The organism is Gordonia neofelifaecis NRRL B-59395 (assembly GCF_000192435.1).
GTDB lineage: Bacteria > Actinomycetota > Actinomycetes > Mycobacteriales > Mycobacteriaceae > Gordonia > Gordonia neofelifaecis.
This window is the reverse complement of sequence record NZ_AEUD01000001.1, coordinates 187,277-200,794: the sequence shown is the minus strand read 5'-3', so window position 1 is coordinate 200,794 and position 13,518 is coordinate 187,277. Positions and strand designations below refer to the sequence as shown.

General features: G+C 68.8%; 11 protein-coding genes. 5 read left to right on the top strand and 6 right to left on the bottom strand.

Translation table 11 applies throughout. From position 1 onward, the window contains the following. Positions 1-5: 5 nt before the first annotated feature. Positions 6-794, bottom strand: coding sequence for an enoyl-CoA hydratase/isomerase family protein (locus tag SCNU_RS01060; RefSeq protein WP_040517304.1), 789 nt, complete (start codon positions 792-794; stop codon positions 6-8). Positions 795-886: 92 nt separating this feature from the next. On the opposite strand from SCNU_RS01060, the gene ligD reads away from it, so the two are divergent. Beyond that, positions 887-1,858: a non-homologous end-joining DNA ligase gene (ligD, locus tag SCNU_RS01055; RefSeq protein ID WP_009677489.1), complete on the top strand. Its 972-nt coding sequence runs from the start codon at positions 887-889 to the stop codon at positions 1,856-1,858. 24 nt (positions 1,859-1,882) lie between these two features. On the opposite strand, the gene SCNU_RS01050 is transcribed toward ligD, so the two are convergent. Together SCNU_RS01050 and SCNU_RS01045 are read right to left on the bottom strand one after the other, a co-directional pair. Continuing rightward, a complete protein-coding gene (locus tag SCNU_RS01050; protein ID WP_009677488.1) occupies positions 1,883-2,710 on the bottom strand; it encodes an NUDIX hydrolase in 828 nt (275 codons plus the stop codon). A gap of 91 nt (positions 2,711-2,801) precedes the next feature. After that, positions 2,802-3,638 (bottom strand): ABC transporter ATP-binding protein, encoded by an 837-nt coding sequence (locus SCNU_RS01045; RefSeq protein ID WP_009677487.1) that lies wholly within the window; start codon positions 3,636-3,638, stop codon positions 2,802-2,804. A gap of 74 nt (positions 3,639-3,712) precedes the next feature. On the opposite strand from SCNU_RS01045, the gene SCNU_RS01040 reads away from it, so the two are divergent. Then, positions 3,713-4,747, top strand: coding sequence for an LLM class flavin-dependent oxidoreductase (locus SCNU_RS01040; RefSeq protein ID WP_009677486.1), 1,035 nt, complete (start codon positions 3,713-3,715; stop codon positions 4,745-4,747). Between the two features lie 10 nt (positions 4,748-4,757). Here SCNU_RS01040 and SCNU_RS01035 read toward each other — a convergent pair whose 3' ends face one another. From SCNU_RS01035 to ctaD, 3 genes are all read right to left on the bottom strand, one after another. Next, entirely contained in the window at positions 4,758-5,495 is a 738-nt protein-coding gene (locus SCNU_RS01035; protein WP_009677485.1) for a peptidyl-tRNA hydrolase, read from the bottom strand. A gap of 4 nt (positions 5,496-5,499) precedes the next feature. Then, positions 5,500-6,708, bottom strand: coding sequence for a phosphoserine phosphatase SerB (gene serB / locus SCNU_RS01030; RefSeq protein ID WP_009677484.1), 1,209 nt, complete (start codon positions 6,706-6,708; stop codon positions 5,500-5,502). A gap of 97 nt (positions 6,709-6,805) precedes the next feature. Next, positions 6,806-8,509, bottom strand: a complete 1,704-nt coding sequence (gene ctaD, locus SCNU_RS01025; RefSeq protein ID WP_040517302.1) for an aa3-type cytochrome oxidase subunit I — start codon at positions 8,507-8,509, stop codon at positions 6,806-6,808. 229 nt (positions 8,510-8,738) lie between these two features. On the opposite strand from ctaD, the gene SCNU_RS01020 reads away from it, so the two are divergent. The 3 genes from SCNU_RS01020 to SCNU_RS01010 all read left to right on the top strand — a co-directional run bounded on the left by SCNU_RS01020 (position 8,739) and on the right by SCNU_RS01010 (position 13,517). Then, positions 8,739-9,752, top strand: coding sequence for an ABC transporter substrate-binding protein (locus tag SCNU_RS01020; protein ID WP_050792723.1), 1,014 nt, complete (start codon positions 8,739-8,741; stop codon positions 9,750-9,752). Positions 9,753-9,844: 92 nt separating this feature from the next. Further along, complete coding sequence (locus SCNU_RS01015) at positions 9,845-12,751, top strand: DEAD/DEAH box helicase (RefSeq protein WP_050792722.1); 2,907 nt, start codon at positions 9,845-9,847, stop codon at positions 12,749-12,751. 13 nt (positions 12,752-12,764) lie between these two features. Beyond that, positions 12,765-13,517 (top strand): SWIM zinc finger family protein, encoded by a 753-nt coding sequence (locus tag SCNU_RS01010; RefSeq protein ID WP_009677480.1) that lies wholly within the window; start codon positions 12,765-12,767, stop codon positions 13,515-13,517. Position 13,518 lies beyond the last annotated feature (1 nt).

The following is a 13,518-nucleotide window of genomic DNA, read 5'->3' as shown; positions in this document are numbered from 1 at the left end:
GTGCCCTACTTTCCGGTGAATTCGGCTTTGCCCGGGCCGTTGGCCACGAACGACTCCATGCCGATGGTGCGGTCTTGCGTCGCGAACAGAGCCGCGAACGCCTGCTCCTCGATCTTCAGTCCGGTGGTCAGATCCACGTCGAGACCGGAGTCGATGGCCGTCTTGGCCGCGGCGAGCGCGACCGACGCGGCACCGGCGAACTGGCCGGCCCATTTCAGTGCTTCGTCGTAGACATCGTCCGGCGCGACCACCTGGTCCACCAGGCCGATGCGCAGAGCCTCGTCGGCTCCAACGAAGCGGCCGGTGAAGACCATGTCCTTGGCGCGAGACGGCCCGATCAGCCGGGCGAGTCGCTGGGTGCCGCCGCCACCGGGGATCACGCCGAGGAGGACCTCGGGAACGCCCAGCTTCGCGTTGTCGCCGACGATGCGACGATCGGCGCCGAGCGCGACCTCCAATCCGCCGCCGAGCGCGTAGCCGGTGATCGCGGCGACGGTCGGCTTGGGGATCTCGGCGATCGCGCCCAGGGCTCGCTGCAGCCGCCCCGCGATCTTCTGCATCTCCGCGAACGACATGTCGATCATCTCTTTGATGTCCGCGCCTGCGGCCAGCACCTTGGGTCCGCCGTAGATGACGACGGCCTTGATGTCGTCGCGCACGCTCGCCTCTTCGGCGGCGGCGGCGAGTTCAGTCTGCACCTGACGGTTCAGCGCGTTCATCGGCGGACGGTTCAGCAGTATCGTGCCGACGCCGGGGTGTTCCTCCGACGTCTCCAGCGTCACAAACTCAGCCATGAGGGCAGGCTACCGGTAAGTCAGGTGTACGACCCAACCGGGCGGCAAGCATGTGACAGCAGAACACTGCAGTGAGGGATTAGTGTTGCGACATGGGTGACGAAGCAGTCGTGCTGCAGGTTCCCGGCCCAGGCGGTGTCGTGCGAGACGTGCGGATCAGCAGTCCGGACCGGGTCTACTTCGCCGACGCCGGGCTCACCAAGCTCGACCTCGCCCACTACTACCTGTCCGTGTCGGATGGCATCACCCGCGCACTCCTCGAGCGCCCGTGCATGCTCCATCGCTTCCCGCGCGGCACCTCCGAGAAGAAGGTGCACCAGAAGAAGCTACCCGCCGGCGCCCCCGACTGGATCCAGACCGTCGACATCTTCTTCCCCCGCTACTCGCGCATCGTGTCGGAGCTGTGCGTCACCGAACCGGCGGCCGTGCTCTGGGCGGTCCAGATGGCCACCGTCGAATTCCATCCGTGGAACTCCAGACGGTCGCACGTCGAACAGCCGGACGAGTGGCGGATCGACATCGACCCGATGCCGGGCGCCGACTTCGCGCGGGTCCGCCGCGTCGCGCACACCGTCCACGAGATCCTCGACGAGCTCGACATCGTCGGCTACCCGAAGACCTCGGGCGGACACGGTCTGCACGTCTACGTCCGCATCGAACCGGAATGGGAGTTCAGCGACGTCCGGCGCGCGGCTCACGCGTTCGGCGCCGAAGTGGTCCGACGACTGCCCGACGACGCGACCGTCACCTGGTGGCGCAAGGACCGCGACCCGGACTCGGTGTTCATCGACTTCAATCAGAACACCCGCGACCACACCATGGCAGCCGCCTACTCGATCCGCGCCAATGCCCGCGCGACGGTCTCCGCACCGATCCGCTGGAGCGAGCTCGACGACGCCGAGCCCGACGACTTCACCGTCGCGACCATGCCCGCCCGCTACGCCGAGATCGGCGACCTCCACGCCACCATCGACGACCGCGCGTACCGGATCGACACGCTGCTCGAATGGGCGGACCGTGACGAGGCCGACGGCGGCGGGGCGGGCGCCGACGGCACCGAGTGAACGGTCGCCGCCGAGGCCCCGAACTCAGGCCTTGTTCGTGTTCCGGAGCTGATCCATCCGGCCGTCACCGAGCGAGGACAGGTACTCGTCGGAGTCGGCGAAACGGAGTCCGGCGAGCCCCGACGCATCGGCGATCGACGGTTCGATCGGCTCGATCCGATGATCGGCGGACATCAGCTCCGCCACCGTCGAGTTCGCGGCGATCACCCGCAGTTGCGACCAGGTGGGCGGAAGCAGGAAGTGCTTGCCCTCGTTCCAGTCGGCGAGCGCCGCAGCGGCGGTCTGCCACTTGGTGTCGGCAGCCTCGCTCGTCTCGCCATCCGCGGCCTGACCGTCGGGCAGCTCAGCGAGGAAGAACCGGGTGTCGTAGCGACGGACCTCATTCTTCGGAGTGATCCAATGCGACAGCGGCGCAAGGAGATCCGCGCGGAGCGCGAGGTCGTGCTCGGACAGGAACTGGGCGAAGGAGATCTCCTTGTTCACCAATCGCTCACGCTCACCGGCCAACGACGCCGGGTCCGGATACACCGCGTCAGCCGATCCGGCGAGCAGCACCCCGCACTCCTCGAAGGTCTCCCGGACCGCGGCGCTGACGAGTGCCCGCGCGCTCTCGGTGTCGGTGGCGAAGCGGTCGGCCCACCACTGGACCTCGGGGCCGACCCAGGCGATCTCGGCGTCGCGGTCGCGATGGTCGACACCGCCGCCCGGGAACACCGTCATCCCGCCGGCGAACGCCATCTGCTTCACGCGTCGCTGGAGGAAGACTTCGATGCCGTCGGCCGAGTCCCGGACGAGCACCACGGTGGACGCGTCCCTCACCGGTGCCGGTGCCGAACCCTTTTCAGCGAACATGCGAACTCCTTCGTCACGACCGATCGCTACCGAGCAAGCGCTCGGTCTGCATCGACCTTAACCCGGACGCCGTCAGTGCGGACGTGCACGGTCATCCTTCGCCGCGACGATGCCCGCCCGCACGGCGCGCCCGACGGGCGAAGTAACGACCGTCGTCGTGGGTGAGCGCGATGTTCTGCCGGAAGGTCGTCGTGAGGTTCTCCGCGGTCAGCGCCTCGTCGAGCGGGCCCTGGGCGGTGACGCCGCCCTCCGACAGCATCATGATGTTCGTGAAGCCCGGCGGGATCTCCTCGACGTGGTGCGTGATCAGCACCAGCGCCGGCGAGTCCGGGTCCGCCGCGAGCGCACTGAGGCGATCGACGAGTTCCTCGCGCCCGCCGAGATCCAGTCCGGCCGCCGGTTCGTCGAGCAGCAGCAGTTCCGGATCGGTCATCAGGCCGCGGGCGATCAGGACCCGCTTGCGCTCCCCCTCCGACAGCGTGCCGAACCGCCGGCCGGCGAGGTGCTCGGCACCCATCGACTCCAGAATGTCGGAGGCCTGGGCGCGGTCCATGTCGTCGTACTCCTCGCGCCAGCGCCCGAGGACCGAGTAACCCGCCGAGATCACCAGATCCGACACCAGCTCATCTCCTGGCACGCGTGCGGCCATCGCCGAACTCACCATGCCGATCCGCGTCGACAGTTCGCGGACGTCTACCCGGCCCAGCCGTTCGCCGACGACGAAGGCGTCACCGCGGGTCGGGAAGTCCATCGCCGCGGCCATCCGCAGCAACGACGTCTTACCCGCACCGTTGGGCCCGATGATCACCCATCGCTCGTCGAGCTCCACCTGCCAGTTCACCGGGCCGACGAGCGTCTTTCCGTCCCGGACGAGCGAGACGTCACGGAAGTCGATGAGGAGGTCGGGATCAGCGATGAGTTCGGTCACGCCTCCATGTTGCCGGATGCCTCACATCTGCCGCGCAGCGGAATACAAAGACGACGCCCGCCGCTGAACCTTCAGTGACCGATTCCGTCCTCCCCGACCCCGACGCCTCGCGCGCAGCCGCGCCGCGCGTCCCGTTCTCGCTCCTCGATCTGGCCCAGGTGGGCGCAGGCGAGACCGTCGCCGAATCCCTGGCGCACTCCCGCCGGATGGCGCAGTTCGCCGATCAGACCGGATATGAGCGCATCTGGTACGCGGAGCACCACAACATGCCTGCGATCGCGTCGGCGGCCCCGGCGGTGCTCGTCGCCCACATGGCGGCCCACACCTCGAGGATCCGTCTCGGCTCCGGCGGCGTGATGCTCCCCAACCACTCGCCGCTGGCGATCGCCGAGCAGTACGGCACCCTCGCCGAGCTCTACCCCGGCCGGATCGACCTCGGCCTCGGCCGCGCTCCCGGCGGCGATCACGCGACTTTCACCGCCCTGCGCCGCACGCCGTCGGATGCGGAGAACTTCCCCGCCGACGTCGTGGAACTGCAGCGGTACTTCGCGGGCACCCCGGTCCACGGTGTGATCGCCACGCCCGGTTCCGGAACGCACGTGCCGCTGTACATCCTCGGCTCGTCGCTGTTCGGCGCCCAGCTCGCCGCGGCCCTCGGCCTCCCCTACGCGTTCGCCTCGCACTTCGCGCCGCAGGCGCTGGAACAGGCGATCTCGCTGTACCTCCGCGACTTCCGGCCGGCGCCGACTCGCGACGGCGGCGAGACCGCGCCCCATGTGATGGCCGCCGCCACCGTCATCGCCGACGACGATGCCGATCGCGCCCACGAGCAGCTGCGGCAGGCCAAGATCCACCGCATCAAGTTCCTCTTCAACCGCGGCCGGAACATGACGACTGCGGAGGCGGAGGCACTGCTCGACGGCCCGCAGGGCGCGCAGGTCGACGAGATGCTGCGCCTCGCCGCGGTCGGCACCCCCGACGACGTCCTCGCCCAGCTCGACCGCTTCGCCCAGCGGATCGGCGCCGACGAGCTCATCCTGGCCCCGCTCGCCGGCGACCGCGACGTGTGGTTCGGCACCGTGGAGAAGCTGGCCCCGCCCGCGAGGTGACCGGCGGCGCTCAGGTGCGCTCGGCGATCACCGTCATCGAGCCCGGCTCGATCTCGGTGAAGCCGGCGTCCTGGACAGGCACCGCGGAGCCTGTGGCCGCCTGCTCCACCAATCCGGCCCAGCGCTGGGGACCGGGCATCCGGACGTCGAGGGGACACCCGCGGTCGTACCAGTCCGCGGCCTCGGTCTCCGACATCAGCCGGACACCCAGCATCGATGCGTGCCCCACCTGCGCAGCCGTCTTTCCGACCGTCATCTCCAGGGCCGGGTTGACCCAGAGGACGAGACCGCCGGCCGGCCCCGCCGCGGCGTCTTCGCCCGGCAGATCGCCGTCGACCTCGGTTCCGCCGATCTGCAGCTTCGCGACGCGCTTGTCGACGTCGCCGATCCGGCTCGGCACGTAAGCCCGCGCCTCGACGCCGTCCACGACGGCGGTGACGCCCGAAACGTCCTGCGCGGCCGCCCACTGCGCTCCCCGACCGCGGCGTGCGATCTTCCGGATCCGCTCATCGCACCAGGCGTCCATCGGTGCCGCCCACTCGCCGTCGTCGCCGACTCGCGGATCGAGGCACAGCAGCACGACCGCCCGCGCGGCTGCCACCAGCAGCCGATGCCGATCGGGCGGATCCTTCTTCTCGATGTGCAGCACCATCTGCATGGCCTGCACGTTCTGCGGATCCTCCGGATCGTCGTACCGGCCGAGGTACGAGACCAGGCGCTCGTACTGCCGCGCGACCGAGGTGGTCATGCGCTCAGTCGATCGGGACGCGACGGACGCCGCCGTCGCGACTGTCGGCGGCCTCGACCTCGTCGCGCGTGACGCCGAGCATGAACAGCACGGCGTCGAGGTACGGATGGTCGAGGGTGGTGTCGGCGACCTCGCGCAACGCGGGCTTGGCGTTGAAGGCGATGCCGAGTCCGGCGGCGGTGAGCATGTCGATGTCGTTCGCACCGTCGCCGACCGCGACTGTCTGCTCCATCGGCACACCCATCTGCTCGGCGAACGCCGCGAGGGCGCGGGCCTTGCCCGGCCGGTCCACCACCTCGCCGATCACCTTGCCGGTGAGTTTGCCGTCGACGATCTCGAGGGTGTTGGCGCGGACGAAGTCGAGTTCGAGCTCGCTCGCGAGCGGCTCGATCACCTGACGGAAGCCGCCGGAGACCACGCCGCAGTGATAGCCGAGCCGATTCAGCGTGCGGATCGTGGTGCGCGCACCGGGGGTCAGTTCGAGCGACTCGGCGACCCTCGTGATCACATCCGCATCGAGCCCTTCCAGTGCCTTGACCCGCTCGTGGAGCGACTCGGCGAAGTCCAGCTCGCCGCGCATCGCGGCCTCGGTGACCGCGGCGACCTCGGCCTCCCGGCCGGCCTTGGCGGCGAGCATCTCGATCACCTCACCCTGGATGAGAGTCGAATCGACGTCGAAGACGATGACCCGCTTGGCCCGCCGCGCCAGTCCCCCGCGCTCCACCGCGACGTCGATCGGGTAGCTCGCGGACACCGCGCCCAGCCCCTCGCGGATCGCGGCGTCGGCGCCCGCGGTGATCATCAGTTCCAGCCCGGTCAGCGGGTAGTCGGCGACACCGCGGATCGAATCGATGTTGGCGCCCTGACGGTGCAGTTCGGCGGCGACCGCCTGAAACGCCTCCGCGGAGACCGGGCGGCCGAGGACCACCACCGCATGGGTCGACGGCGCCTGTTCCTTGCCGTGCGGATCGAGATCGATGTCGACGTGCATTCCGCGGGCACCCATCTGAATGGACACCGCCTCCTGCAGGTCCTCCACGTCGCCGTCGGTGGCCACCAGCACGCCGAGCGTCAGATGGTTGTGAATGACGACCTGCTCGACGTCGAGCAGGTCGACGCCGACCGAGGACAACGCTCCCATCAGGGACGAGGTGACACCGGGCTTGTCGGGACCGCTCACCGTGATGAGCACCGTGCGCTTCGCGTCGATCATTTCCACCCTGTGATTATGGCCGGTCACCGACCGGCGAGAAGAATCAGGCCCGTCCGAGCGAACTCGGACGGGCCTGATCTGGTTTCGGGCTACAACATCAGTGGTTGCTGCTGCCCCAGCCGACATGGGCTTCGGAGCGCATCCGCTCCACCATGTGCGGGTAGTGCAGCTCGAACGCCGGGCGCTCCGAACGGATGCGCGGCAGCTCGGTGAAGTTGTGGCGCGGCGGCGGGCAGCTGGTGGCCCACTCGAGGCCGTTGCCGAAGCCCCACGGATCGTCGACGGTCACGACCTCGCCGTAGCGGTAGCTCTTGAAGACGTTCCACACGAACGGCAGGGTCGACAGGCCCAGGATGAAGGCGCCGACGGTCGAGACGACGTTCAAGGTGGTGAAACCGTCCGACGGCAGGTAGTCGGCGTAGCGACGCGGCATGCCCTCGTTGCCCAGCCAGTGCTGCACCAGGAACGTGGTGTGGAAGCCGATGAAGGTCAGCCAGAAGTGCCACTTGCCGAGGGTCTCGTCGAGCATGCGGCCGGTCATCTTCGGGAACCAGAAGTAGATACCCGAGAAGGTCGCGAACACGATGGTGCCGAAGAGCACGTAGTGGAAGTGCGCCACCACGAAGTAGGTGTCCGAGATGTGGAAGTCCAGCGGCGGGCTGGCGAGCAGAACGCCGGTCAGGCCACCGAAGAGGAAGGTGACGATGAAGCCGATGGCGAACAGCATCGGAGTCTCGAAGGTGATTCGGCCCTTCCACATGGTGCCGATCCAGTTGAAGAACTTCACACCGGTCGGGACCGCGATCAAGAACGTCATGAACGAGAAGAACGGCAGCAGCACCGAACCGGTCACGTACATGTGGTGCGCCCAGACGGCCACCGACAGCGCCGCGATGGCCAGGGTGGCGTAGACCAGACCCGAGTAGCCGAACGTGGGCTTACGCGAGAAGACCGGGAAGACCTCCGACACGATGCCGAAGAACGGCAGGGCGATGACGTAGACCTCGGGGTGACCGAAGAACCAGAACAGGTGCTGCCACAGGATCACGCCGCCGTTGGCGGGATCGTAGAGGTGGGCGCCGAACTGCCGGTCCACCTCGAGACCCATCAGAGCCGCGGTCAGCAGCGGGAAGATCAGCAGGATCAGAACGCTCGTCACCAGGATGTTCCAGGTGAAGATCGGCATGCGGAACATGGTCATGCCCGGTGCGCGGAGGCACACGACGGTGGTGATCATGTTGACCGCACCGAGGATGGTGCCCAGACCGGCGACGCCCAGACCCATGATCCAGAAGTCGGCGCCGACGCCCGGCGAGTGCACCGCGTCGGTCAGCGGGGTGTAGGCGGTCCAACCGAAGTCGGCCGCGCCACCCGGGGTGAGGAAGCCGCCGAGGGCGACCAGGTTGCCGAACAGGAAGAGCCAGTAGCCCAGCGCGTTCAGACGCGGGAAGGCCACGTCGGGCGCGCCGATCTGCAGCGGCAGAACGAAGTTCGCGAAACCGATGACGATCGGGGTCGCATACATCAGCAGCATCACCGTGCCGTGCATGGTGAACAGCTGGTTGAACTGCTCGTTCGAGAGGAACTGCAGTCCGGGATGCGTCAGCTCGGCACGCATCAACAACGCCATCAGACCGCCGATAAGGAAGAAGGCGATACAGGTGGTGATGTACATCTGACCGATCAGCTTGTGATCAGTCGTCGTGATGAGCTTGTAGAAGAACGAGCCCTTGGGCTGGACGCGGGCCGGATACGGCCGCTCCGCTTCCACCCGGGTCGTCGGTTGGTCTACCGCGGTCACAGATTCCTCCTCCTCGGCACCGCAAGATCGGCACCGGGCCTAACGGCCCAAAACTCTGCTGTCGTGCCAACTCTGGCGCTAGCGCTACGTACTGATCGTAAACCAGACCTGTGCACTGTTCCGACCGGGTCCTACGATCTGTCGTAATTCCAAGATAGACCCGAGTCGTCGCCGCAGGTAGCCCCATTTCACGGCGAGCCGCCGGTGCTAGCGTAGGCGGGTGTTCTCCATGCCTCCGAGCGTTCCGCAGCGCGCCGTCGCCGTCGCGGCGACGCTCGCACTGACTGCCGGCCTGAGCGCCTGCGCCGGCGACGACGACGTCCTCCGCACGCCCGAGGGATCGGTCATCTCCACCACGGTCACGCGGATCGCCGAGGTCAACATCGTCAATCCGGGCCGCGACTACGCCAAGACATGCCTCGGTCCGACGGCACCCGACCCAGGTCGGGCAGACGTGACGCGGATCGTCGTCACCGACCCGGCCCTGCTGGACGCCCTGTGCGCGCTCGGGATGGGTGCTCAGGTCAAAGGACTCGCGGCACCGGCGGGATCGGTGCCCGAGTATCTCGGCCCGCAGTTCACCTCGATCCCGACCCTGGGCGACACGCCCGATGCGACGGCTGTGAAGAAGGCCGCACCGGAGGTCGTGCTGTCGTCACCGGAGACGGCGGACCGCCTCACCGCTCTGCGCGCGACTGGCGCGCTCGGAACCGCACGCACCGTCACGGTCGATCCGGCGGGCGATTGGCAGCAGGCCTTCCGTGATGTCGCCGCCGGGATGAATCGGACCGGCGCAGCGACCGCGCGTCTGGCCGAATTCACCGCGGAGGCGCATCGCGTCGGCCGGGTGATGGATGCGCCGCACAGTGAGGTCTCGCTGGTGCGGTTCACGCCCGATGCCGAGATGATCGAGGGCACCTCATCCTTCGGCGCTCAGATCATGGCGATCATCGGCGTCGCCCGCCCGGCTCCCCAGCGCACACCGGATGCGGTGCCCGCGACCGACGCCAACTTCTCCGACGCGGACGCCGACCTCATCTACGTCAGTTACCAGGGTGAGAAGGGACTCGAGCGCGGCAAGGACGTCCTGCTCAGCGATCGCTGGAAGGACATGGGCGCGCCGACCTGGAATCGCGTGCTGTCGGTCGACGACACCGTCTGGTACGAGACGTCGGGCCTGGCCGCGGCCTGGCTGGTGCTGAACGACGTGAAGGTCTCCCTCAACAGCAGTTCGGCGGGCTGACGGCTCCTTATATATGGACGCTCGATGTATGGATGCTGGGCCGACCGGCCGGTCGGACGAGGATGTCGTACCCCTGAGGTACAAGTACTGACATGACAGCGATGCCGGTGGCCGAGACCGACGGCCGGATCGCACTCCGCATCCGGTGGATGCCGGGGCTGGGCCTGGCGGTCTGGCCGGATGCCCCCGCCGAACCCGGCACGGTCCTCGGCGACGCGGTCGACGTGCCTGCCGCGTTGACCGATCTCCTCGCCGCCAAACGTCTGCGCCACACGGTGGAGTCCGCGGCCGACGGGGGCGTCCGGGTGTTCCACGCGGCGACCGGGCTCGGCGTTCCGTCGGCCGTCGAGTTTCTCGACCGATGCGAGCATCTCCGGGTCGGCGGCGACATCGCCTACTTCCGCTATCTGCTCGCAGGCGTTCGTGCGTACATCGCCTCCGGGTCGGTGGCGCCCAGCACCTGCCTGGTCGGCGGCGCCTACGAGGTCCGGTGGGTGCCGGTGCCGACCGCCGCGTGGCACAGCTGGCTGTCGATCGCCAACGCGTCGGCACCGGCGGCGGTGCCGACCGCGAACGGTGCCGTGACCGACTTCGCGTGCGAGGTGCTCGACCAGGAGTGCCGCCGTCTACTCGCGACGACGGGGGCCTCGTCGCCGATTCCGCTGATCGCCGGTCTCGCCGAACGGTCCCCCGCGTTGGTGGCTGCCGAGGTCGGGCCGCGAAGCCTGCAGGCGTGGCAGGACTGGGTCGGGACCGCCGGACCGGGGAAGCCGTCGGTCGTGATGCGGCTGCATCCGCCTCCCGAGGACGAGGACGCCGAGCACGGCGCTCCGCCTGCGCCTCCCGATCAAGTGCGATGGCGTCTCGAGGTCTGCCTGCGGACCGCGGCCGGCGAACTCGCACCGGTGGTCCCCCACCGTCTCGATCCGCACGAGCTCGATGCCGTCACCACTGAGCTGGCCGTCGCCGCGACCACATTCGGTGAACTCGGCCGGGCCGAAGCCGATCCGCACAGTCTCGACTACCTGCTCACCACCGGTGTCGTCGACGACCTCCTGACCTACGGCGCCGCGGATCTCCAGGCCGCGGGCGTGCACGTCCTGCTCCCGTCGTCGATCGCGGCGGTGACGCCGTCGCTGTCGATCCGCTCGCAGCAGACTCCGGGAGGCGGCTCCCGTCCGGGTTTCGTCGGCCTCGACGAGATCTCCGACTTCGAGTGGCGCCTCGCCCTCGGCGACGCACCCGACGCTCGGGAACTGTCGCAGTCGGACATCGACGAGCTCGCCCAGCAGAGCGGCGACCTGGTGCGGCTGCGCGGCAAATGGCTGCGTGCCGAGGGTGCTGCACTCCATCGCGCCGCGGCGTTCATCGCCGCACAACGCGCGATGAAGCCCGAGGACAAGGCACCGACGATGGCCGAACTGCTCGCCCTCGTCACCGACGCGGATGGCGCACTACCGGTTCCGGTCACCTCGGTCAGCGGTCTCGGCTGGCTCGACGACATCGCCGCCGACGGAGTCTTCGCGCCGCCGTCGATCGCCCCGCCGACCTCCTTGCGCGCCGAGTTGCGGCCGTACCAGCAGCGCGGACTCGAATGGCTCACCGCGCTCGGCGGCATCGGTGCCGGCGCCGTCCTCGCCGACGACATGGGACTCGGCAAGACCGTGCAGGTCATCGCGATGCTCACCGGCAACCGCGAACGGTCGCCGGACTCGTCCCCCGCCCTGGTGGTCTGCCCGATGTCGGTGATCGGCAACTGGCATCGGGAGCTGTCGACGTTCGCACCGCATCTTCGGGTGGTCGTGCATCACGGCACCGGCCGATCCGCCGACTCGCTGACGGCCGATCCGCCGGACGTGGTGCTCACCACCTTCGCCACGCTCGCCCGCGACCGCGCCGCCCTGGCAGCCCTGCCATGGACCGAGTTGGTCGTGGACGAGGCCCAGCACGTGAAGAACGTGCACACCGCGGCGGCGAAGGCGCTGCGGGCGGTGCCTGCCCGGCAACGGATCGCGCTGACCGGGACGCCGGTGGAGAACCGTCTCGAAGATCTGCGGGCGATCATCGATCTGGTGAACCCTGGCATGCTCGGCAGTGCCTCCAAGTTCCGGGCACGATTCGCCGAGCCGATCGAGCGCGACCGTGATCCCCGGGCCATCGCTCGACTGTCCGCGGTGACCAGACCGTTCATCCTCCGCCGGGAGAAGACCGATCCGACGATCGTGCCCGACCTCCCCGCCAAGTCCGAGCTGATAGTGCGCACCAACCTCTCGAGCGAGCAGGCCGGCCTGTACCAGGCGGTTCTCAACGAGTTGCACGAGGCACTCGCCGACACCGGTCAGGGCGGACCCCGCCGCCGGACCGTCCTGGCCGCGCTGACTCGCCTCAAGCAGATCTGCAACCATCCGGCCCACTATTTCGACGACGGTTCCGGGATGCTCCGGCGGGGACGCCACCGCTCGGGCAAGGTCGAACTGCTGGTGGACGTGCTGACCACGCTCATCGCCGAGGGCGATCGCGCACTCGTCTTCACTCAGTTCGCCGCGTTCGCCGAATTGCTGTCCGGCTGGCTCGAACCGGTCCTCGGCACGGCGGTCCCGGTCCTGCACGGCGGCAGTTCCCGCGATCAGCGCGATGCGATGGTGGCCCGCTTCTCCTCGCCCGACGGTCCGCCGGTGCTGATCGCCACGCTGAAGGCCGGCGGCACCGGACTCAACATGGTCGCGGCGAATCACGTCATCCATGCGGACCGGTGGTGGAATCCCGCGGTCGAGGACCAGGCTACCGACCGCGCGTACCGCATCGGGCAGACACGGAACGTCCAGGTGCGGAAATTCGTGTGCGTCGGCACCCTCGAGGAACGCATCGACGAGATGGTCGCGTCCAAACGCGAACTGTCCCGGCTGACGCTCAGCACGGGCGAATCCTGGCTCAGCGACCTCGACGACGACACCCTCATGGATCTGCTCGCGCTGCGCGACGAGGCGGTGTCCGAGTGAGAACGGAGGACCGATGAGTCCGGGGCGCAAGCGCAGAGCTGCGGTCCGCGGCTACGGGATCACCGGATGGTCGAGAGCCTTCGTCGGCGTCGTCGAGTCCGGCGCCGACCATCGGCACATCACCGGGGCGCGCCGCTACTTCCGTGACCGGCACGTCGAGGGACTGCACATCGGGCACGGCTTGGTGACCGCCTCCGTCCGCGGCAGCCAACTGGATCCGTTCGAGGTGCGCCTGGAGACCCGAACCGTCGACGCGGCGACGGTGGTCGAACTGCTGCGCCGCACCGGACGCGCCGACGACCTGCTCGATCTCGCGCGCGGCGAGCAGCCCCCGGGCCTCGGGGAGCTCATCGCACCGACCGAGCCGGCCGACGTCGCCTCCGACTGCACGTGCCCGGACGAGGCGCCCAGGTGCACGCATGTCCTGGCCGTGGCATTCGAGGTGGCCGCGGAGATCGATCGGCGGCCGACCGCCCTGCTGACCGTGATGGGCACCGATCTGCCGGAGCTGCTGGCGGCCGCCCAGGACGACGACTCCGCGTCGCCGTCGCCGGCGTCCGGTGACCCGCTCCTCCCCGACGATCCCTACGGCGATCACCGGCTGCCGCCGACTCCACCCACCTTCCCGGCCGCGGACCCGCTCACCGACCTCGACCCGACCGTGCTGCGGCAGGCACTGCGCGCGACCGGTGTCGCGGCGACCGAAGCCGGCGAGGCTCTCGACGACCTGGCGACGTTCTACGAGATCCTTACGCGCAGGCGTTGAC